General features: G+C 46.0%; 17 protein-coding genes and 3 tRNA genes. 15 read left to right on the plus strand and 5 right to left on the minus strand.

Annotated elements, in window-relative coordinates; all coding sequences use genetic code 11:
- The first annotated feature begins 60 nt into the window (after positions 1-60).
- A complete protein-coding gene (locus ICN16_RS01405) occupies positions 61-1,527 on the plus strand; it encodes a peptidylprolyl isomerase (protein ID WP_216133263.1) in 1,467 nt (488 codons plus the stop codon).
- A 2-nt stretch (positions 1,528-1,529) separates the two neighbouring features.
- Here ICN16_RS01405 and ICN16_RS01410 read toward each other — a convergent pair whose 3' ends face one another.
- A complete protein-coding gene (locus tag ICN16_RS01410) occupies positions 1,530-2,123 on the minus strand; it encodes an arylesterase (protein WP_255533552.1) in 594 nt (197 codons plus the stop codon).
- An 81-nt stretch (positions 2,124-2,204) separates the two neighbouring features.
- Between ICN16_RS01410 and ICN16_RS01415 the strand changes: the two genes are divergently transcribed.
- The 3 genes from ICN16_RS01415 to ICN16_RS01425 are packed head-to-tail and all read left to right on the plus strand — an operon-like array spanning position 2,205 to position 7,719.
- Complete coding sequence (locus tag ICN16_RS01415; RefSeq protein ID WP_216133265.1) at positions 2,205-2,885, plus strand: ABC transporter ATP-binding protein; 681 nt, start codon at positions 2,205-2,207, stop codon at positions 2,883-2,885.
- Between the two features lie 21 nt (positions 2,886-2,906).
- Positions 2,907-6,938, plus strand: a complete 4,032-nt coding sequence (gene purL, locus ICN16_RS01420) for a phosphoribosylformylglycinamidine synthase (RefSeq protein WP_216133266.1) — start codon at positions 2,907-2,909, stop codon at positions 6,936-6,938.
- 4 nt (positions 6,939-6,942) lie between these two features.
- On the plus strand, positions 6,943-7,719 hold the full coding sequence (locus tag ICN16_RS01425) for a spermidine synthase (protein WP_255533553.1): 777 nt from the start codon (positions 6,943-6,945) through the stop codon (positions 7,717-7,719).
- 74 nt (positions 7,720-7,793) lie between these two features.
- On the opposite strand, the gene ICN16_RS01430 is transcribed toward ICN16_RS01425, so the two are convergent.
- Positions 7,794-10,379 carry a bifunctional aconitate hydratase 2/2-methylisocitrate dehydratase gene (locus tag ICN16_RS01430; protein WP_216133267.1) on the minus strand — a complete coding sequence of 862 codons (2,586 nt, stop codon included), beginning with the start codon at positions 10,377-10,379 and terminating at the stop codon, positions 7,794-7,796.
- A 388-nt stretch (positions 10,380-10,767) separates the two neighbouring features.
- Here ICN16_RS01430 and ICN16_RS01435 point away from each other — a divergent pair, with 388 nt between their 5' ends.
- Genes ICN16_RS01435 through ftsB form a run of 4 tightly spaced genes read left to right on the plus strand, consistent with a single transcriptional unit; the run spans position 10,768 to position 14,967 of the window.
- Positions 10,768-12,429 carry a CTP synthase gene (locus tag ICN16_RS01435; RefSeq protein ID WP_216133268.1) on the plus strand — a complete coding sequence of 554 codons (1,662 nt, stop codon included), beginning with the start codon at positions 10,768-10,770 and terminating at the stop codon, positions 12,427-12,429.
- A gap of 9 nt (positions 12,430-12,438) precedes the next feature.
- Complete coding sequence (gene kdsA, locus ICN16_RS01440) at positions 12,439-13,302, plus strand: 3-deoxy-8-phosphooctulonate synthase (protein ID WP_216133269.1); 864 nt, start codon at positions 12,439-12,441, stop codon at positions 13,300-13,302.
- 33 nt (positions 13,303-13,335) lie between these two features.
- Positions 13,336-14,622 (plus strand): phosphopyruvate hydratase, encoded by a 1,287-nt coding sequence (gene eno, locus ICN16_RS01445; RefSeq protein WP_216133270.1) that lies wholly within the window; start codon positions 13,336-13,338, stop codon positions 14,620-14,622.
- An 18-nt stretch (positions 14,623-14,640) separates the two neighbouring features.
- A complete protein-coding gene (gene ftsB, locus ICN16_RS01450) occupies positions 14,641-14,967 on the plus strand; it encodes a cell division protein FtsB (RefSeq protein WP_216133271.1) in 327 nt (108 codons plus the stop codon).
- Positions 14,968-14,974: 7 nt separating this feature from the next.
- On the opposite strand, the gene ICN16_RS01455 is transcribed toward ftsB, so the two are convergent.
- Positions 14,975-15,940: an Hsp33 family molecular chaperone HslO gene (locus ICN16_RS01455; protein ID WP_216133272.1), complete on the minus strand. Its 966-nt coding sequence runs from the start codon at positions 15,938-15,940 to the stop codon at positions 14,975-14,977.
- 68 nt (positions 15,941-16,008) lie between these two features.
- On the opposite strand from ICN16_RS01455, the gene gltX reads away from it, so the two are divergent.
- The 5 genes from gltX (at position 16,009) to ICN16_RS01480 (ending at position 19,287) form a co-directional block, all read left to right on the plus strand.
- On the plus strand, positions 16,009-17,412 hold the full coding sequence (gene gltX, locus ICN16_RS01460) for a glutamate--tRNA ligase (protein WP_216133273.1): 1,404 nt from the start codon (positions 16,009-16,011) through the stop codon (positions 17,410-17,412).
- An 81-nt stretch (positions 17,413-17,493) separates the two neighbouring features.
- Positions 17,494-17,569: transfer RNA gene (locus tag ICN16_RS01465), tRNA-Ala, on the plus strand.
- A gap of 41 nt (positions 17,570-17,610) precedes the next feature.
- A tRNA-Glu gene (locus ICN16_RS01470) sits at positions 17,611-17,686 on the plus strand.
- Positions 17,687-17,741: 55 nt separating this feature from the next.
- A tRNA-Asp gene (locus ICN16_RS01475) sits at positions 17,742-17,818 on the plus strand.
- A gap of 104 nt (positions 17,819-17,922) precedes the next feature.
- Positions 17,923-19,287, plus strand: coding sequence for a KUP/HAK/KT family potassium transporter (locus ICN16_RS01480; RefSeq protein ID WP_216133274.1), 1,365 nt, complete (start codon positions 17,923-17,925; stop codon positions 19,285-19,287).
- 11 nt (positions 19,288-19,298) lie between these two features.
- On the opposite strand, the gene ICN16_RS01485 is transcribed toward ICN16_RS01480, so the two are convergent.
- Together ICN16_RS01485 and ICN16_RS01490 are read right to left on the minus strand one after the other, a co-directional pair.
- Positions 19,299-20,126, minus strand: a complete 828-nt coding sequence (locus tag ICN16_RS01485; RefSeq protein ID WP_255533554.1) for a M48 family metallopeptidase — start codon at positions 20,124-20,126, stop codon at positions 19,299-19,301.
- Between the two features lie 37 nt (positions 20,127-20,163).
- Positions 20,164-20,763 carry a hypothetical protein gene (locus tag ICN16_RS01490; protein WP_216133276.1) on the minus strand — a complete coding sequence of 200 codons (600 nt, stop codon included), beginning with the start codon at positions 20,761-20,763 and terminating at the stop codon, positions 20,164-20,166.
- Positions 20,764-20,915: 152 nt separating this feature from the next.
- Here ICN16_RS01490 and hyi point away from each other — a divergent pair, with 152 nt between their 5' ends.
- Both hyi and ICN16_RS01500 read left to right on the plus strand, forming a co-directional pair.
- A complete protein-coding gene (gene hyi, locus ICN16_RS01495; protein WP_216133277.1) occupies positions 20,916-21,698 on the plus strand; it encodes a hydroxypyruvate isomerase in 783 nt (260 codons plus the stop codon).
- Positions 21,699-21,712: 14 nt separating this feature from the next.
- Complete coding sequence (locus ICN16_RS01500; RefSeq protein WP_216133278.1) at positions 21,713-22,609, plus strand: 2-hydroxy-3-oxopropionate reductase; 897 nt, start codon at positions 21,713-21,715, stop codon at positions 22,607-22,609.
- The last annotated feature ends 1 nt before the right edge of the window (position 22,610 follow it).

A 22,610-nucleotide genomic window follows, 5' to 3' on the forward strand; every position in this document is an offset into this window, starting at 1 on the left:
CCTCTAGACCTTCCGCCTAGTACACTCGCATCATTGACTTTATTTTCGAGCGATTAATTCATGTTTGATTCCGTACGTAAGCACCAAAAAATTCTGCAGTTTGTATTGATGCTATTTATCGTCCCTTCTTTTGCCTTATTCGGAATATCTAGTTATTCCGAGTTCATGGACAAAGAAACCGATATCGTGAAGGTAAATGGAAGGCCAATTACCGCCCAAGAAGTTGACATGGCTGCAAAGCGTCAAGCGGAGCGTGTTGGCGGAAATGTTCAGATTGCACAAAGCTTGCCATTTCGTCAGGCTATTTTGAATGAGTTGCTACAACAGCGCATCCTCGGATTTGCAGTGAGTGACCTACGCTTGCAAGTGGGGAAACAAGAGCTTGTAAACAGTCTGCAGAAGATCCCTCAGATTCGTGCTTTATATCGTCAAGATGGCACATTCGATGATGTTCGTTTCAAACAGTTGCTCGCAAGCAATGGCATGAACGAAGAGCAGTTTTATGCTGGTCAAAGCTTTGACTTAAAAATTCAACAGTTATTGAACTCGGTTGCCCGTACGGAACTGGCTAGCCCAAAACTATCCGAAATTGTTTTATCTTTGTACGAGACAGAAAGACAAGTTCAGACCATACAGTTCAACGCCAAAGATTATTTATCAAAAGTAAATCCGAGTGCTGATGAGTTAAAAGCTTTTTATGAAGCGAATTCCAAATTATTTGAGCGTCCTGAATATATTGATGTTGAATATATTGTTCTCAAGGCGGATCCAAAAGAAGATTCCAAAGTATTTAACGAAAAGGCCGATCAGTTTGCAAATATGACTTACGATCAGTCGGATAGCTTGAAGCCTGCTGCTGATAAATTAAAGCTCAACATTCAATCCCAGAAGGGTGTAACTCGTGCTGGAGCACCTGGCGTATCTAAGGATCACCCCTTAGCCAATCCTAAAGTGATTCAGTCACTTTATGGTGATGAGGCTCTGAAGAACAAGCGCAATACAGAAGCAGTTCAGACAGCCCCAGGCGTATTCGTATCTGCTCGAGTAGTGACTTTGCATCCAGCTCAAATCTTGCCTTACCAAGATGTTGCAGCGGAAGTGAAGCGCCAAGTCAGCCAACGTGCTGCAGAGAAGTTGGCTATTGCCGCCGCTAGCGAGAAACTCGCTACCCTGGAAAAAGATCCGAAGAATACCGCCGGCTTTGGAAGCGCAAACTGGATTTCACGTAACAAGCCCGGCAGTTTGGTTGGCCCATCAATGGATGAGGTGATGTCCATTGACGCAAATAAATTACCAGCGGTGGTTTCGGTTGCGAATCCAGGTGTGGGCACCACGATTTATCGCGTTGATCAAGTTCGACAACCGGCCTCAGTAGATGCAAAAGTACACAAAGCACAGGCGCAGCAAATTCAATCATTGGCCGCGCAATCTGAATTTGCAGGTTTTATGGGATATTGGCGCAATAGCGCTGTCGTTAAGCTTATTAACCCACTCAAACAAGCTAGCTCGGGTAGTGCGGGTAGCTAAGGCTAAGGTATTTTTTTCAGCAAGTTACTGTATGGGGCCATTGAGCCCCATACGTTTTTAAAGATAATGCTCTGAGCCGCTACATTGGGATGTAGGCGATCCGCCTGAAATAATTCAGGCCTTGTGGCGACACCTTCTAAAAAGAATGGCAGCAACTCGACATGCTCTTGATTTGCAATCTGCGGGTAGAGCTTCTTAAATTGTGTGGTGTACGCTTGACCATAATTAGAGGGAATCTGAATACCGCAAAGTAATACCTTGGTGCCTGATTTTTTGCTCATCTGAATCATCTTCCGAAGATTGGCTTCAGTCTGATTTACAGGCAATCCTCGTAAAGCATCGTTTGCCCCCAACTCAATCAGAACGATCCCCGGCTTCTTTTGATTTAGGAGTGTAGGAAGACGACTTAGACCTCCTGAACTTGTCTCTCCACTAATGCTGGCATTGAATACCGTCCAAGGGCTCTTCTCCACGGATAATTGCTCTTCAAGCAGGCTAACCCAGCCCGTTCCTCGTGGCAGGCCATACTCAGCTGAAAGACTATCTCCTAATACCAGGATGACTGGCCTAACTTGAGCCCAGGAAGAAATGCTCATTAAGAGGCAAAATAGCCCTGTAATCAATTTATTGGCACTAACAAGCTTATTCCGCATTTTTCCATTCTAGAAAATTTCTACATGAACAAACAGTCTAATTCCATTGTTGCCGATCGTGTTGGCAAGCTGGTAAATACGGCTGACGGCAACCTCAGTATTTTGCAAGATTTGAGCTTTCAAATTACGCAGGGTGAAAGCGTGGCCATTGTTGGAGCCTCTGGCTCTGGAAAGAGCACCTTGTTAAGTCTACTGGCTGGCTTAGATCTGCCAAGTACTGGTCAGATTGACCTAATGGGGCAACCCCTTAATCTGCTCGATGAGGATGGTAGGGCTAGATTGCGCGGCCAGTATGTTGGCTTTGTTTTTCAATCATTTCAGCTATTGCCACACCTAACGGCCTTAGAGAACGTCATGCTTCCATTAGAAATGGCTGGCGTATCACAGTCGGATGCAAAACAGGCAGCCCTTGATTGTCTGGAAAAGGTCGGTTTAGGGTCTCGCGCCAATCACTTTCCAAAGACCCTCTCCGGGGGCGAGCAGCAACGCGTGGCACTGGCCCGAGCTTTCATTAATAAGCCTGCCATTCTCTTTGCAGATGAGCCAACCGGGAGCCTGGATGAGGCTAGCGGAAATAGGGTGATCGAGCTGCTTTTTGAGCTAAATCATGAGAATTCCTCAACCTTGGTTCTGGTGACCCATGATCCAGCCTTGGCTGCTCGGTGCGGACGTCAATTAAGTCTTCAGGGCGGCCGCCTGGTTTAAGCAAAACCTTATAATCTTCGCATGTCATCATTCTGTTGCTTGCCCGGGGCAAATGCCCTTTCAGCCTTCCGCCAACAGCGACTTTTAGCCTCGCTCGCAGCCCAAGGAATTCTTCTTGAGTCCATAGAGGCTCAATACCTTCATTTCGTTTGGTCTGAGCCAGAGCTCAATGCCAAAGACAAAGAGGTGCTCGAGAGTCTTCTGACTTACGGCCAACCTTTTGTACCTCAATTGAAGGGTGGCTCCTTATTTACTAAAGCCGCTGATAAACAATCTGCGATTGCTATTCCTCGCTTTGGGACTGTTTCCCCATGGGCTAGTAAGGCAACTGATATTGCTCGCCAATGTGGACTTCAGGTCCTGCGTATTGAGCGTGGTGTTCAGTATGCATGGCAGAGTAAAAAATCACTCAGCACAGAACAACAGCAGTTAGTGTTAGGCGCTTTGCATGATCGGATGACCGAGGCTGTTATCTCAGATGTCAACGAAGCTAGTGCTTTGTATCAATCCCTGCCTGATCGCCCATTTGTCCGTATCCCGGTAATAACTGAGGGTAGGGCTGCTTTGGATAAAGCAAACCAAGAACTTGGCCTTGCCTTATCGGAAGATGAAGTGATTTATCTGGTTGAGAATTTCATTCGCCTTGAGCGAAATCCAAGTGATGTTGAATTAATTATGTTTGCGCAAGCGAATAGCGAACATTGCCGCCATAAGATTTTCAATTCAAGCTGGACGATCGATGGTGACGATCAAGAGAAATCTCTATTTGCGATGATTCGCAATACGCATCAACTGCAGCCAGAAGGTACGATCGTTGCCTATTCTGATAACTCAGCAGTGATGGTGGGAGCCGAGTCCGAAACTTGGTCCTCTAAAGGTGAGGGTCGTCGTTACGAAAAAGATACCCGTCTTATTCACACCCTAATGAAGGTGGAGACCCACAATCACCCGACGGCGATCGCACCATTCCCAGGAGCCTCTACTGGTGCTGGCGGCGAGATTCGTGATGAAGGTGCCACTGGTGTTGGTGGGCGTCCTAAAGCAGGTCTTACTGGCTTCTCTGTTTCAAACCTTAATATCCCTGGTACTGATTTGCCTTGGGAGTCTGAAAAGTATGGCAAACCAGAGAGAATCGCCACACCACTTCAGATCATGATTGAAGGGCCATTAGGTGGCGCAGCATTTAATAATGAATTTGGTCGCCCGATTCTAGGTGGTTATTTCCGTGTATTTGAGCAAACTTTAGAAGGTGTGCGTCGCGGTTATCACAAGCCAATCATGATTGCCGGCGGTATTGGAAGTATTGATTCAATCCACACCGCTAAGAAAGAAATTAAAGCGGGTCATTTGTTTATTCAATTGGGTGGCCCTGGTATGCGAATCGGCATGGGTGGTGCAACTGGAAGTTCTGTTGCAACTGGAACTAATACTGCAGATTTAGATTTTGATTCAGTCCAACGCGGCAACCCTGAAATGGAACGCCGTGCACAAGAGGTAATCAACTCTTGTATTGCCATGGGTCAAAATAATCCAATCGTTTCAATTCATGATGTTGGTGCAGGCGGTATTTCCAATGCATTCCCAGAGCTTGCTGATGGCGCCGGTCTAGGTGCGCAATTTCAATTGCGCAATGTTCCACTAGAGGAAAGTGGCATGAGTCCCGCGGAGATTTGGTGTAATGAATCTCAAGAACGTTATGTATTGGCTATCGAAGCTAAAGATCTAGAGCTGTTTAAGTCACTCTGTGAACGTGAGCGATGCCCATTTGCTGTGGTCGGCGAAGCAACTACCGAACGACAGCTCCAGTTGGGTGATAACAAAGCAGTTGCTGGTACTGATGCTGCAATGCCCATTGATATGCCAATGGAAGTATTGTTAGGTAAGCCACCACGTATGCATCGTGACGTGAAGCGCGTTGCTCAACAGTTTGATGAATTAAATGTCACTGACGCTGATCTTGCCCAATGCATTGCTTGGGTTCTGCAACAACCAACAGTTGCCAGCAAATCCTTCTTGATTACTATTGGCGATCGTACCGTTGGTGGTCTCAATGCTCGTGATCCATTTGTTGGGCCATGGCAAGTTCCTGTTGCGGACTGTGCAGTTACCTTGATGGATTACAAGGGCTACCGTGGTGAAGTTATGACCATGGGCGAGCGTACTCCATTGGCCGTGATTGATGCACCAGCCGCTGCCAAGATGGCAGTTGGTGAAGCCATTACCAATCTATTGGCTGCGGATATTCGTCGCCTAGAGGATGTTAAGTTGTCAGCTAACTGGATGGCTGCCTGCGGTGCACCCGGTGAGGATGCCAAATTGTATGACTCAGTTAAAGCGATCGGTATGGAGTTGTGCCCAGCCCTTGGAATTTCTATTCCAGTAGGTAAAGATTCTTTATCGATGGCTACTGCATGGCAAGAGGGCGATCAAGCCAAGAAAGTGGTTTCTCCAGTCTCCTTAATTATTTCTGCTTTTGCTGCAGTCCAGGACGTTCGTAAAACTACAACACCTTTGCTTAAACTCAAAGATGAAACTGACGCAGCATTAGAAACTGAGTTGATCTTGATTGATTTAGGTCGCGGTAAAAACCGCATGGCGGGAAGCATTCTTGCTCAAGTACTCAATCAATCTGGTAAATCAGCCCCGAATGTAGATCACCCAGAAGATCTGAAGGCACTTGCTACTGCCATCATTGAGCTGCGCAAAGCAGATCAGTTGCTGGCTTACCATGACCGTTCTGACGGCGGCTTGTTCGCCTGTATTGCAGAGATGGCATTTGCATCGCATACCGGCATTTCAATGAATGTCGACATGATTGCCGTTGATATTGGCCAAGAGGCTGATTGGGGTGATGCTAAAAACTGGGCGCAACAAGTGTCCGGTCGACGTCATGAGCAAACCATGCGTGCTTTATTTAATGAAGAACTTGGTGCGGTAATTCAGATTCGTAAAGCAGATCGCGACGCAGTATTTGCTGTGTTGCGTAAATTGAACCTAAGCGCTTACAGTCACGTTATTGCAAAACCAAATACCAATGGCCGAATTGAAATTTGGCGTGATGCGAAAAATATCTTTGCCGAGCCACGTGAAGTCCTGCAAAAGATGTGGGCTAACACGAGTTATCAGATCGCTCGCTTGCGCGATAACCCAGATTGCGCTGATAGTGAGTTTGCACTTCTTGATAACGTTGCCGATAGTGGAATGTCACCAAAGCTGACATTTAATGTTGCTGACGATATTGCCGCACCATTCATCAACAAGAATGCTAGGCCTAAGGTTGCCATTTTGCGCGAGCAGGGCGTTAACTCTCATGTAGAGATGGCTTATGCCATGAATTGGGCTGGCTTTGATAGCTATGATGTTCATATGTCAGATCTGCTTTCTGGTAAATCCAAGTTAGAAGATTTCCGTGGCCTGGTTGCCTGCGGTGGATTTAGCTATGGAGACGTATTGGGAGCGGGTGAGGGTTGGGCGAAAACTATTCTGTTTAATGCTCAATTACGTGATCAATTCTCCTCATTCTTTAATCGCCAAGATAGCTTTGCATTAGGCGTCTGTAATGGTTGCCAAATGATGAGCAATCTAGCAGGAATCATTCCTGGCGCTGAAGCTTGGCCTAAATTTACCCGCAATCAATCTGAGCAATACGAGGCACGATTAGTGATGGCTGAAGTGATGGCATCACCTTCTATCTTCACACAGGGTATGACAGGAAGTCAGCTACCTATCGCTATTGCGCATGGCGAGGGCTTTGCTAACTTTAGCCAACAAGGCAATTTGGAGGCACTTCAGAAACAAGGGCTAGCTGCTCTACGTTTTGTGGATCACCAAGGTAATCCAACTGAAACCTACCCAATGAACCCAAATGGTTCGCCTGGTGGCTTAACTGGTGTTACAACTCCAGACGGACGCTTCACAGTCATGATGCCGCATCCTGAGCGCGTCTTTAGGGCTGTGCAGATGAGCTGGGCACCAAAGGAATGGTTAGATACTCCCGATGGTGCTAGTCCTTGGATGCGCTTATTCCGTAACGCTAGAGTCTGGGCAAAGTAATCTAATGCCAGATTCATCAATGGCGATGGAGCCGGTTACGTTTTCTGAAAGTGGTGGAGTGCGCTATTTGCACTTTGGGAGCGAGTTAATTCAGGGGGCAATGCGCATTCGAGATCCAGATGAGATTTATCTGGAATACAACCAGCAAATGATGGCTTGGCTATTGTTTTTGGAGACTAAGCCGGGCATGCGTATTGCTCAACTTGGCTTAGGAACTGGCGCTCTGACCAAGTTTGCTCATCGTTATTGCCCAGCTGTAAAAACGACGGTTGTTGAGCTCAATCCTGCTGTGATTGTTTCTGCTCGCAGTATGTTCTTCACGCCAGATGATGATCGTCGCCTAGAAACCTTACAAACCGATGCCAAGGCTTTTGTTGGGGCCGCAAAGTATCGTGATCACTTCGATGCAGTTCAAGTTGACTTGTATGACGCAATTTGTGATGGTCCAGCTGCGAGCTCTTTAGAGTTCTACAAAGGTTGCTACGATATTCTCAAGTCACCTGGTGTACTAACGGTGAATTTGTTTTCTCGCCATAAGAGCTTTGATATCAATTTAAACAATATCTGTGAAGCATTTGATAACCGGGTTCTACTATTTCCGGAGTCGCATGACTGCAACGTGGTAGCAATTGCGTTCAAAGGCCCTCAGTTGGAAGTGGAGTGGAAAGAAGTATCGAAGCGCGCTAAATTGATCATGGAAAAAACTGGTTTACCTACAAATACATGGGCATCAGGCTTAAACCGTGAAAATGCCCGTCAAGAAAATAAACTCAGCATCTAGTCAAATTTAGATAACAAAAAAGGCGATCAACTGATCGCCTTTTTTGTTGCCCCAAAATTCAGGGCTATTAATGCTTAAATTGTTACTGTGTCAGCAACATCGCTGAATGACTTAATCTTGTCAAAGTTCATGTACTTATAAACTTCACCAGATTTGGCATTCAAGGACTCAACTTGCTCGAAATATTCCTGCGGCGTTGGTAGGCGACCTAAGAGAGCTGCAACCGCTGAAAGCTCAGCAGAAGCGAGGTACACACGAGTATCAATACCTAAACGATTTGGGAAGTTACGTGTTGATGTGGAGACTGCTGTAGAGCCTTTACGGATCTGAGCCTGGTTACCCATGCAGAGTGAGCAACCTGGAGTTTCCATACGGGCACCTGTAGCACCCAGAATGCCGTAATAGCCTTCTTCGGTCAAAATCATCTGATCCATCTTGGTTGGAGGGGCTACCCATAAGCGAGTTGGCATATCCTTCTTGCCCTGAAGAACTTGACCTGCTGCGCGGAAGTGTCCGATGTTCGTCATGCAAGAGCCGATAAATACTTCATCGATTTTCTCGCCAGAAACTTCAGACAAGAACTTCACATCGTCTGGATCATTAGGGCAAGCCAAGATTGGTTCTTTAATCTCGCTCATATCGATTTCGATTACTTCAGCGTAGTCTGCGTTTGCATCAGCCTTGAGCAAATCAGGTTTCGCAATCCACGCTTCCATTGCTTTGATGCGACGACCTAAAGTGCGCTTATCTTCATAGCCATTTGCAATCATCCACTTCATCAAAGTGATGTTAGAGCGCATGTATTCAATGATCGGCTCTTTGCTGAGGGCAATTGCACAGCCTGCAGCTGAACGTTCTGCTGAAGCATCGGACAACTCAAATGCTTGTTCAACTTTGAGATCAGGCAAACCTTCGATTTCTAAGATGCGACCAGAGAATACGTTCTTCTTGTTTTGTTTTTCTACAGTCAACAAGCCTTTCTTGATGGCGTACAAAGGAATTGCATTCACCAAGTCACGCAAAGTGATGCCAGGCTGCATTTTTCCTTTGAAGCGAACTAATACGGACTCGGGCATATCCAAAGGCATTACACCAGTGGCAGCAGCAAAGGCAACTAAGCCAGAGCCCGCAGGGAAGGAGATGCCGATTGGGAAACGGGTATGACTATCGCCACCAGTACCGCAGGTATCTGGCAAGAGCAAACGGTTCAACCAGCTATGGATCACACCATCACCTGGACGCAATGCAACGCCGCCACGGTTAGTCATAAACGCTGGTAATTCATGGTGAGTACGAATATCTACTGGCTTTGGATATGCGGATGTATGGCAGAAAGATTGCATTACCAAATCTGCAGAGAAGCCTAAGCAAGCCAAGTCTTTCAATTCATCACGGGTCATTGGACCAGTGGTGTCTTGTGATCCGACTGTAGTCATGTGTGGCTCGCAATAAGTGTCTGGGCGTACGCCTTGACCTTCTGGCAATCCACAAGCGCGGCCAACCATCTTTTGCGCCAAGCTGAAACCTTTTTTGTTATCAGGTGGGCTAACAGGGATGCGGAATTCTGTAGAAGCTGGCAAGCCAAGTGCAGCACGTGCTTTAGCTGTGAGGCCACGACCGACGATCAAAGGAATACGACCGCCCGCACGAACTTCATCCAAAATTACTGGTGACTTGAGTGAGAAAGCGGCAATTTCTTTACCGTTCTTAAATGCCTTACCTTCGTATGGACGCAGTTCAATTTCGTCGCCCATATTCATATCAGAAACGTCTAACTCGATTGGTAATGCGCCAGCATCTTCCATCGTGTTAAAGAAGATTGGGGCAATCTTTGTGCCCAAGCAAACACCACCAAAGCGCTTGTTCGGAACAAATGGAATATCTTGACCAGTCCACCACAACACAGAGTTAGTTGCAGATTTACGTGAAGATCCTGTTCCAACAACGTCACCAACGTAGGCAATTTGATTGCCTTTCTTTTGGAGGGCTTCAATTTGCTTCATTGGGCCACGAACACCAGCCTCATCTGGCTCAATGCCTGGACGTGGATTCTTCAGCATGATCGTTGCGTGCAATGGAATATCTGGGCGACTCCATGCGTCAGGAGCAGGTGACAGGTCGTCGGTATTAGTTTCACCGGTGACTTTAAATACTGTGAGCTTCATGCTTTCTGGAACAGCGGCGCGGCTTGTAAACCACTCGGCATCAGCCCAGCTTTGCAGAACACCCTTGGCCTCTGCATTCCCTTTTTCAGCTAATTCTTGTACATCATGGAAATAGTCAAACATCAACAAGGTCTTTTTCAAAGCGGCAGCAGCAGTAGCTGCGCACTCTGAATCAGAGAGTAATTCAACCAAAGGCTTAATGTTGTAGCCCCCGAGCATAGTGCCCAAAAGCTCAGTAGCTTTAATGCGTGAAATCAAAGGGGACTTCTCAGCTCCTTTGGCAACGGCATCCAAAAATTCCGCTTTAACTTTAGCTGCTTCATCAACACCAGCGGGTACGCGGTTTGTGATGAGTTCAAGTAACTCTGCTTCTTTACCCTTTGGAGGATTTTTGAGCAAACTAACCAGTTCGGCAGTTTGATCTTTAGTCAGGGGGAGGGCTGGAATTCCAAGGGCTGCGCGTTCGGCAACTTGGGCGTTGTAGGCTTCTAGCATCGTATTTCCTATCGGGTAAGAGTTATCAACTTAAGGCTCAGCAGGGCTTTATTCCCTATCTAGTCTATTGTAATTGCTAATTCATGTCTTATATAAGACTTAATTGTTAAAAGTTCTCAAAAAATGCCTCAATTAAGGGTCAAATAGGGGTTAATTGGGATAAATCAATATCTCTCAGTAATTCAACACTATTGCAGAAGGGGTATTAGAACTAGGGTGATGGTGAATATGGAGTTGGCGAAAGAATCCTAGGCTGTAAAAATTGCCTATAAAACAGGCAATTTTTATGTTGAGCTCTCTGGTAGGCCGAGAGTTATTGGATGGCCTAAGAATTTATCCCTACAGATTCGCTATCGTTATAATTACTTTTTCCAACAGAGCTTAAGCGATGACCAAATACGTTTTTGTCACTGGTGGTGTGGTTTCTTCTTTAGGGAAAGGAATCGCAGCTGCCTCGCTTGCCGCGATTCTTGAATCCCGCGGCCTGAAAGTCACCCTCCTAAAATTAGACCCTTATATCAACGTTGACCCTGGGACAATGAGCCCGCTTCAACATGGCGAAGTCTTTGTTACTGAAGACGGCGCAGAAACTGACCTTGATCTTGGTCACTATGAACGCTTTGTCTCTGCAAAAATGCGTAAGAGCAATAACTTCACAACTGGTCAGATTTATGAATCCGTCATCAGCAAAGAGCGACGCGGTGAATATCTGGGTAAGACAGTTCAAGTTATTCCCCATATTACGAATGAGATTCAAGCATTTGTAGAGCGTGGTGCGAAAGCAAGTCACGACGGCAAGGCTGATATTGCTATTTGTGAAATCGGTGGAACAGTGGGTGATATTGAATCCCTGCCATTCCTTGAGGCGGCTCGCCAAATGAGTATTCGCCTACCAAAACACAGCTGTGCCTTTGTGCATCTGACTTTGGTCCCTTACATTGCAAGTGCAGGCGAGTTAAAAACCAAGCCTACTCAACACTCAGTACAAAAGTTACGCGAAATCGGCATCATGCCAACCGTACTCTTGTGTCGTGCAGATCGCCCAATTCCAGAAGATGAGCGCTCGAAGATTTCCCTGTTCTCTAACGTACGTGAAGAGGCTGTGATTTCAGTTTGGGATGTTGACACCATCTACAAGATTCCTGAGATGCTTCAAGCTCAGGGTATGGATGATTTGATTTGTCGTGAATTAGATATCGAGGCTAAGCCTGCAGATTTATCTGTTTGGGCAAACTTGGTTTATGAATTGGCTAATCCGCAGCATGAAGTCACCATCGGTATGGTGGGTAAGTATGTTGAGTTAACCGAATCCTACAAGTCATTGATCGAAGCTTTGCGTCATGCAGGTATTCATAATCACACTCGCGTCAATATCAATTACATTGATTCTGAAGTGATTGAAAAAGACGGTGTTGACTGTCTTCAGAATCTAGATGCGATCTTAGTTCCCGGTGGCTTTGGTAAGCGTGGCACCGAAGGTAAGATTGCCGCCATTCGTTATGCCCGTGAAAACAATGTTCCTTACCTAGGTATTTGTTTAGGTATGCAGTTAGCCGTGATTGAGTTTGCGCGTCATGTTGCCAATATTGCTCAGGCAAACAGTACTGAGTTTGATCCTGAAACAGAGAGTCCAGTGGTTGCTTTGATTACTGAGTGGGTCGATCGTGAAGGTCGTGTTGAGAAGCGCACCAACGATTCAGATCTTGGTGGAACCATGCGATTAGGTTCACAGCGTTGCCCAGTAAAAGCAGGTACTTTGGCCCATGAAATCTATGGCCCTGAAGTGAATGAGCGTCACCGCCATCGCTATGAGGTCAATAATGTTTATGTTCCCCGCCTTGAGAAGTCTGGCTTGATTATTTCTGCCAGAACTCCAAATGAGTCCTTGCCTGAGATGATGGAATTGCCTAGCGGAATGCACCCATGGTTCTTTGGTGTGCAGTTCCACCCGGAGTTCACATCAACTCCACGTGATGGCCATCCATTGTTCTCTGCTTTTATTAAGGCGTCATTGATTCATCAAGCCGCTTCCCAAAAGCAAGCAGCCTAGGAGATCACCATGAGTGCATTTAAGTTATGTGGTTTCGATGTAGGCTTGGATCATCGCTTTTTTCTCATTGCAGGTCCTTGCGTTATTGAGTCCGAACAATCTGCTTTAGATATCGCTGGTGAGCTCAAGGAAATTACTTCTTCGCTGGGCATTCCATTTATCTATAAGTCTTCTTTTGATAAAGCCAATCGCTCATCCGGCACCTCCTTCCGTGGTTTAGGTATGGAGAAGGGTCTCGAGATCTTAGCGCGTGTAAAGCGTGAAATTGGCGTACCAGTTTTGACTGATATCCATGACATCAGCGAAATTGCTCCAGTATCAAAAGTAGTCGATGTTCTTCAGACTCCAGCCTTCTTGTGCAGGCAGACTGATTTCATTCGCGCTTGTGCTCAAAGTGGGAAGCCGGTTAACTTCAAGAAGGGGCAGTTTTTATCCCCTCATGAAATGTTAAACGTGATTGATAAAGCGCGTGCAGCCGCCGCTGAAGCAAATCTTCCAGATCAATTTATGGTTTGCGAGCGTGGCGCCTCATTTGGTTATAACAATTTGGTTTCAGATATGCGCAGCTTGGCAATTTTGCGTGAAGCAAAAGCGCCTGTTGTTTTTGATGCGACCCATTCAGTTCAGCTTCCTGGCGGTCAAGGTAATGCGAGTGGCGGGCAACGAGAATTTGTTCCTGTATTGGCTCGTGCTGCAGTTGCAGTAGGTATTAGTGGCTTATTTATGGAGACGCATCCAGACCCTGCTAAAGCACTTTCTGATGGTCCTAATGCAGTGCCATTAAACCGCATAAAGGAGCTGCTCGAGTCTTTGGTAGCGATTGATTCCGTTGTTAAGAAGCCCGGTTCATTTTTAGAAGATAGTTTTAAGTAATACCCAAATTCATTTTTACTTAGGAGAAGGTGCATGAGCGCCATTGTTGACATCATCGGTAGAGAAGTTTTAGATTCACGCGGCAACCCAACGGTTGAGTGCGATGTATTGCTTGAGTCTGGCGTTATGGGACGTGCTGCAGTGCCATCAGGCGCTTCAACTGGTTCGCGCGAAGCTATTGAGCTCCGTGATGGAGATAAATCGCGTTACCTAGGTAAAGGCGTTCTAAAGGCGGTTCAAAATATCAATATCGAGATTGCTGAATCGATCTTGGGTCTTGATGCTAGCGAGCAAGCTTTTCTTGATCACACTCTGATCGAATTAGATGGAACTCATAACAAAGCTCGCTTAGGTGCTAACGCTACTTTAGCTGTCTCTATGGCTGTGGCGCGTGCTGCTGCAGAAGAGGCTGGCTTGCCTTTGTATCGCTATTTTGGCGGATCTGGCGGCATGCAATTGCCAGTGCCAATGATGAACATCGTTAATGGTGGCGCGCACGCCAATAACAGCTTGGATATTCAAGAATTTATGGTGATGCCGGTCGGCGCTCAAAGCTTCCGTGAAGCCTTGCGATGTGGCGCGGAAATCTTCCACGAATTGAAGAAAATTTTAGGTGCGCAAGGTATGCCAACTACTGTTGGGGATGAGGGTGGCTTTGCCCCGAACTTCAAGAGTAATCAAGAGTGCTTGCAGACCATCATGAAGGCAATTGAAGGTGCTGGATACCAAGCTGGTGAAGACGTCTTATTGGCCTTGGACTGTGCTGCTAGTGAGTTCTATAAAGATGGCAAGTACCACTTATCAGGCGAAGGCTTGCAACTGACTTCTAGCGAATTCTCAGATTACCTTGGCAACTTAGCCGATCAATTCCCGATCGTATCGATTGAGGATGGTATGCATGAGAGCGACTGGGATGGGTGGGCTGACATTACTCAAAAATTAGGTAAAAAAATCCAATTAGTTGGGGATGACCTCTTTGTTACCAACACGCGCATTCTTAAAGAAGGTATCGAGAAGGGTATCGCCAACTCTATTCTGATCAAGATTAACCAAATTGGCACATTGACGGAGACCTTTGCTGCAATTGAAATGGCTAAGCGTGCCAATTACACTGCAGTGATTTCTCACCGCTCTGGTGAAACGGAAGACAGTACTATTGCGGATATTGCTGTTGGCACAAATGCTGGCCAGATTAAGACTGGTTCTTTGTCGCGCTCTGATCGCATTGCTAAGTACAACCAGTTATTGCGTATTGAGGAAGACTTGGGCGATGTAGCTACCTACCCAGGCAAATCCGTTTTCTATAACCTCAAACGATAAGCCATTAGTTTCTAACTTATGCGTATTGTCATCTACTCTATGCTGCTATTGCTGATTGCAATACAGTTCCCGCTTTGGTTGGGTAAGGGTGGATGGCTAAAGGTTTATGAAATGGAGAGGCAGCTCGAGTTGCAGCAGGCTAAGAATAGCCTGCTCAGCTTGCGTAATGCCAAACTCACCGGTGATGTTAAGGATTTAAAAGATGGCACCCGAGCGATTGAAGAGAGAGCTCGCGTTGAGCATGGCATGATTAAAGAAGGCGAGTTCTTTATTCAAATTCTGCCAACTGAAAAATCTGCCGCTAATGCTGCAGATGGCGTAAAGCAAACAACTACCAAACAATAGCCGTCGTTTAATGTCCGCTAGAAGGCGGTCTCGTAGCATCTGCCAATAAATCGGTTTTAAACACCTGTCTGCAATCAACTGCATCAAAGCGATAAGCTTTCGCACAGAAATCACACTCAGTTTCTACAGCGCCTTGTTCGGCAAGAATGCTTTCTACTTCTTCTTCGCCGAGCATTCTAAGGACATCGGCTACCTTAGCTCGGGAGCAGCGACATCCGAACCGAACGGGGCGGGGCGGAAAGCTACGTACACCACTCTCCGTCGACTCCTCCAAAAAGAGGCGTCGCAGAATAGTTTCTGGTGGAAGGGTTAGCAACTCTTCATTGGTAATCGTTTCACCAAGAGTCTGAATTCTCGTCCAGCCTTCAGCGGCTAGTTGTGGATCTAGATGGGCGTGTCCGCCTGAATCAGGTAAGCGTTGCAAAAGCAATCCACCTACATGAGTATCGTTAGATGTCAGCCAAATGCGGGTATCTAATTGCTCCGAATTTTGCATATACAGTGCAATAGCCTCAGCGGCGCTGGTAACAGGTTTAATCACAGTACCGCGGTGTTCTTGGAGAGCAACAATACCTTGATAAGGAGGTTGGCCAGGCTGGCGGTCGGATGGGTCTAAAGTGATTACAAGGCGACCAGTATTGTCCGCATCCAGCAATTCTCCTAAAGTGGCATTGGGATCTATGCTGTCAGCATTTACAGACAGTTTTACTGTTGCCCTCATCGTCAGGTCAGATTTGCACTCGACCACCAGAAGCTGGATAGGACCTTTACTTTGGGCTTGAATAATCAAAGTTCCATCAAATTTGAGGCTAGCGCTCAAGAGGGTTGCAGCACCCACAAAATCACCGAGTATGCGGCGTACTACCGGAGGATCGTTACGTCGCTCTAAAACAGCCTGCCAAGCGCTGCTAATGGAAACAATTTCCCCGCGGACCGGGGCGCCATCGCACATAAATACAAGTAATTCGTTCATAGGTGAAAGTATCCACTTTTTTGTGGGTGGGGGTACTAAATAGTGAAATTCAAGGCCAACCTGAGATAATGTTACTTATGCATATACGTACACGATTCGCCCCTAGTCCAACGGGCTTTATTCACTTGGGCAACCTTCGCAGCGCTTTGTATCCATGGGCCTTTGCCCGTCATAACAAAGGTGATTTTATTTTGCGCATCGAGGATACCGATGTAGAGCGCTCTACCCAGGAGGCTGTTGACGTCATCATTGAAGGCATGGCTTGGTTAGGCCTGGATTTGGATGAAGGTCCAATTTACCAAATGCAGCGGATCGATCGTTATCGTGAAGTCGTTAAGCAGATGTTGGATGCTGGGCTTGCTTACCCGTGCTATATGAGCGAGGAAGAGCTGAACAAGCTGCGTGATCAACAGATGGCCAACAAAGAGAAACCGCGCTATAACGGCCAATGGCGCCCTGAAGCTGGCAAAACTCTGCCAGAAATTCCAGAAGGTGTTCTGCCTGTGATTCGCTTTAAGAATCCTATTGGCGGATCTGTCGTTTGGGACGATGCCGTTAAAGGCAAGATTGAAATTAGCAATGATGAGTTAGATGATTTAGTGATTGCTCGTCCTGACGGTACTCCAACCTATAACTTTTGTGTTGTGGTGGACGACCTTGATATGAATATTACCCACGTCATTCGTGGTGATGATCATGTGAATAACACGCCTCGCCAAATCAATATCATGAAGGCGCTCGGAGGTACACCGCCGGTATATGCCCATTTACCAACGGTCTTAAATGACTCTGGTGAAAAGATGAGTAAGCGTAATGGCGCTATGAGTGTGCGTGATTATCAAAAAGCAGGGTACTTGCCTGAAGCCATTCTGAATTACCTAGCAAGACTGGGATGGTCACATGGTGACGCAGAGATTTTTACTAAAGAGCAATTTGTTAACTGGTTTGACTTAGATAGCCTTGGTAGATCGCCAGCGCAGCATAACCCTGAAAAATTGCTATGGTTAAACCATCAATATATTCAGAATGCTGATCCGGCGGTCTTAGCAGAAGCAAGCAAACCATTTGCTCATGAGTTGGGTATTGATACAGAAAAGGGCCCAGATTTTGTGCAAGTAGTTGCGCTTCTAAAAGATCGTGCAAATACGCTGATTGAAATAGCAGAGGGTGCCAAGTTGTTTTACCTACCGGCACCATCTCATACTGCCGAGCAAATTACCGCCAATATCCCAGCTGAAATCATTCCAGCATTGAAGGATTTGATTGAGGCAGTTAAGTCTGCAGAGCATACTAAAGCGGCCTATGGGGCAGTTTTTAAAGAAGTTTTGGCTAAGCATCAAATCAAAATGCCAGCATTAGCAATGCCTGTCCGTTACGCCTTATTTGCCACAACACAGACTCCAGCCATTGATTCTGTCTTGGTTGTTTTGGGTAAGGATGAAGCTGTAGAAAGGCTCTCCAAGGTCGTCTAGAGCAGAATTTGCGTCCTCCTACAAAAATAGGATAAAATCTTGGATTGTTTTGAGTGTCTTGTAGATTTTTAGCGAGATTACGGGGGTATAGCTCAGCTGGGAGAGCGCTTGCATGGCATGCAAGAGGTCAGCGGTTCGATCCCGCTTATCTCCACCAAGCATTTAGAATAGCAATACCGGTTTTTAGTAGTAGTCCAGGTCCCCATCGTCTAGAGGCCTAGGACATCACCCTTTCACGGTGAGTACGGGGGTTCGAATCCCCCTGGGGACGCCAAATTTTTGGCTAGTTGTGGGTAGTAAGAAGTGACACAAGTAGCAATCGCTGTATTGGAGCGGTAGTTCAGTTGGTTAGAATATCGGCCTGTCACGCCGAGGGTCGCGGGTTCGAGTCCCGTCCGCTCCGCCAATTACATTAATTAAGGGCCTTTGGCCCTTTTTTTTTGCAGTCCTCAGTTTCGTTAATATTTAAGTTCTCTAGCCAGATCGATCAATATCGAGATCAATCCTTATATGCATGCTCAACTATCTAATCAAAAAATCTATTCCTTAGCGTTAGCTGCATTAGGCATTGTTTATGGTGACATAGGGACAAGCCCTCTTTATGCATTTGAGCAAGTATTCAACAACGGCTTTCATTCAGTTCCAACATCTGAAGCCAACATTCTTGGGGTCTTGTCGCTCTTCTTTTGGTGCCTTGTAATGGTGGTTACTGTGAAGTATGTGGCTATTGTGATGCGGGCAAATCATGCGGGTGAGGGTGGGATCATTGCTTTAATGCGGATACTGCTTGAGAGATCACAAGGCAAGCCATTTATTAGAGGCCTATTGATATTTTCTGGCTTGGTTGGGGCGGCTTTCTTTTACGGAGACGGTGTGATTACCCCAGCAATCTCAGTCCTTTCTGCCGTCGAAGGCATGGAAGTAGTTTCTCCTGCATTGCAGCCATACGTCATACCAGTCGCATTGACTATTCTGGTTGGATTATTTTGGGGTCAACGATTTGGCACCGGAAAAATTGGCATTTTATTTGGACCTGCAATGGTGATTTGGTTTGCCGTATTGGCGTTACTTGGTTTGTTAAACATTGCAGAAAACCCACATGTCTTGCTCGCCATGAGGCCAATCTATGCGCAAGAATTTATTTCCAATAATGGACTCCTTCCGTTTTTTGCTCTTGGTGCGGTTGTTCTCTGCGTCACTGGGGCAGAGGCTTTATATGCGGATATGGGGCACTTTGGGCCTAGGCCAATTAAGCTTGCATGGATTGGGTTTGTGCTGCCCGCCTTGTTACTTAATTATTTTGGTCAAGGCGCATTGCTATTAAAGTCGCCGGAGTCGCTGAATAACCTTTTCTACCTGATGGCTCCAGCATCATTTCATGTTGCCTTTGTAGTTTTTGCTACTTTTGCTACTGTCATCGCCTCCCAGGCTGTTATATCTGGCGCTTTCTCAATCACTAAGCAGGCCGTAGAGCTAGGATTTCTTCCCAAGATGCGCATTATTCAAACTTCTCAGCATGATGCCGGGCAGATTTACGTTCCAGCTATCAATCTGATGTTGCTCGTGATGGTTGTAGTAGCCGTCCTACTATTCAAATCATCAACTGCACTAGCAGGTGCTTATGGGATTGCCGTAACTGGCACGATGCTTTTAACGGATTTTCTTGGCATTTCTGTAGCAATTGTCGTTTGGCGTTGGCACCCAATTGCAGCGATGGCTGGTGGGCTCTTCTTTATTTTGATGGACTTAGCTTTTTTCAGCTCCAACTCCCTAAAATTTATGGATGGCGGATGGTTTCCGCTCGGAATGAGTATTGTGCTGATTGTGGTGATGGCTATCGTATTTTGGAAATCTAGCAAAACTAAAGAGATTTAAGTCTATTCGACTCAAATCTTTTTTCTTGTCGCTGTGGGCTTGGGCGCCGCCTTGTAAAGGGGCTCCACTGCAGGCATGAGAGCAGTTAATTGCTCAATACGAGTTTCACCAGAAGGGTGAGTGGATAAGAATTCTGGAGGCCCTTTATCTTGAGTTGCCTTCACCATCTTTTGCCAAACGCTAATTGCACCCATAGGGTTATAGCCGGCCCTTGCAGCAAGCTCTAATCCAATAGCATCCGCCTCGGACTCATTCTCCCTGGAGTTGGGCAAGACAATTGCATAGTGGGCCACCTGATTAGCTGCACTTACTGCAGACCCATAGGGGCCAGCTAATGCCGAAGCGATATTGACCAATATGTTTTGGGCTACCGCTTGAGAAACTCGCTCTCTGCCATGCTCTCTTAATGCATGGGCGATTTCATGACCCATAATCGCTGCAATCTCATCATCATTGAGATTGAGTTGCTCAACAATTCCAGTGTAGAAAGTAATCTTTCCTCCAGGTGCGCAGGTTGCATTCAGCACGGGGGCGTCTATCAGAGTCAGATGCCAATCCCACTGTTTAGTGTCATCACGAAAGGCCTCGGTCTGGAGGATCAGTCTGTTCGCAATAAACTTCAGGCGATCGTAAGTGGGCCCTGATGTGACCAATATATTTTTTTCTTTTGCTTTTTGATTCTGCTCGTTATAGCTTGCTGCAGAAATACGATTCACCTCTTCGGAAGAGGCCATCATGAACTGGGAGCGACTTACGCCAACGGCACCAGGTTTTGTAGTGTTGGCACAAGCTGATAATAGGGTTACAACTGCAAGGATCCAAAGGATGCGAATATTCAAATGAGATCCTTGCATTTACAGCGTATTACTTAGCTACTTACTTCTTTTTAGGCGTTGTAATTGAAGCGGCCATTGCATCAAAGTAAATTACCTTTACTTGCTCACCCACATTCACATCGGCTAACAGTTGTGGATTCTTTACTGTAACTACGGTAACTTTGCCGCTAGGCCCCTTAACTGAAACAAGCTTCTTAGGGCGATCAACCGCAACAATGTCAGCAATAATGGTTGTCGTGTTTGTAATGGTACGAGTTGGCTTTTCTCCTGGCTTTGAAGCCACTTCAGATGAAGTTTCTACTTTGCTGCGAATACCATCACTCTTAGTCTTAATCAATTCGATTGCAACAGCCAATTCATACGTCACACTGAGGCGATCGCCTTTTTTGATTTGGTCAAAATTTTTGATCTCAGGACCCGCAACAAATTTAGACTCACCTTCATTGTTTTTAAAGAAAATCGTACGTGTTTTCTTATCAATTTTAGTAACAGTACCTTCATAAAGCTGAAAAATATTGTCAGTAACGGCAGCATCAACTACCACTGCATTAGCGGCTGTTGGTGTTTGAGCCATGACAAGTGCTGGGCCTGAAAGTAGGGCTGCGGCTACAAGGGTAATTGGTGCGAATTTAATTTTCATAATTTTCCTTAATATTAAGTGCTTCTATTGTGATATTAGCGTATTTTTATGCCGAATTTAACCTAAAACACCATCTTCCAGGCCTTAAGGAAATTTATGGGCTTCTTTGATAACATCAATCCTTTTGCAGCTCCTAAATTAAAAGGAATGAGATGCCCCGTTTTGCCGCCAACCTTACGATGCTTTTTAATGAAGTGCCATTCTTAGAGCGTTTTGCACTTGCCAAAACTGGCGGGTTCAAAGCCGTTGAATTTCTCTTCCCCTATGAGTTTGATGTTCATGCGATTAAGTCCGCCCTAGAAAATAATGCCCTAAAGTTATCACTTCACAATCTCCCAGCCGGCGATTGGAATGCAGGAGAGCGAGGGATTGCCTGTCTGCCGGATAGGGTGGCGGAGTTTCGCTCTGGGGTCGGTAAGGCCATTGAGTACGCTACCGCTCTTGGGGCTCCTCAATTAAATTGCCTTGCTGGCAAGGTCCCTTCAGGGGTTGATCCAAAATTACTGCACGACACTTTTGTGTCCAATCTTCAATATGCAGCAGGCGAACTCAAGAAGGTCGGGTTAAAGTTGCTGATTGAGCCAATCAACACATTTGATATACCAGGTTTTTATCTTTCCAAGACGGAGCAGGGCATAGCAATCTTGGATGCAGTGGGAGCTGATAATGCTTTCTTGCAATACGACATCTACCATGCACAACGCATGGAGGGTGAGCTAGCCAACACCATTCAAAAGTATTTCAGCCGAATAGCACATATTCAGATAGCCGATAACCCGGGCCGCAATGAGCCAGGTACCGGTGAAATTAATTACGAATACCTTTTTGATTTGCTGGATCGCCTTGGATACAGTGGCTACATCGGCTGCGAATATAAACCCCTCAAAACCACTGAAGTTGGTCTTGGGTGGATGGGCCAATACGAACAAGAATAAAAAAGGATTCAATCATGAGTAAATTAAAGCTAGGTTTTGTTGGTCTTGGAATTATGGGTGCCCCTATGGCAGGTCACTTAGTTGCCGCAGGCCATGAAGTATTCATCAATACACGTAGCAAGATTCCGGAAGAATTGGCTAATAGCTCTGCGATTACTTGCTCTACTCCTGCCGAGGTGGCCAGCAAGGCAGACATCATCATCACAATGGTGCCAGATACTCCGGATGTCGAAAAAGTTTTATTTGGAGAAAACGGTATTGCTTCTGGATTGAGTAAGGGAAAGATTGTTGTAGATATGAGCTCGATCTCACCAATCTCTACAAAGGAGTTTGCTCAAAAGATTAACACCCTTGGCTGCGAGTATCTGGATGCACCTGTTTCTGGCGGTCAGCTGGGCGCCAAAGGTGCGACGCTGACTATTATGGTCGGCGGCAGTGCAGCATGCTTTTCAAAGGTCAAGCCAGTATTTGAATTGATGGGCAAGAACATTACCTTGGTTGGAGAAAATGGTGCAGGTCAAATCACAAAAGTTGCCAATCAAATTATTGTGGCCTTAAATATTGAAGCTGTTGCTGAGGCCTTGTTATTTGCCTCTAAGGCTGGCGCAGATCCTGCAAAAGTTCGTGAGGCTTTGATGGGTGGTTTTGCTAGCTCTAAAATATTAGAAGTTCACGGCGAGAGAATGATCAAGCGTACATTTGATCCCGGCTTTAGGATTGAACTTCATCAAAAAGATTTGAACCTTGCACTAAGTAGTGCCAAAGCATTAGGTGTATCTTTACCAAACACTGCAAATGCACAGGAATTATTAAATTCATGCACCGCCTATGGTGGGAAAGCTTGGGACCATTCGGCGATGGTTAAGGCTCTTGAAAAGATGGCCAACTTTGAAATTGGTCAAAAAGCTTAAG

Source organism: Polynucleobacter sp. es-MAR-4 (genome assembly GCF_018882055.1).
Taxonomy (GTDB): domain Bacteria; phylum Pseudomonadota; class Gammaproteobacteria; order Burkholderiales; family Burkholderiaceae; genus Polynucleobacter.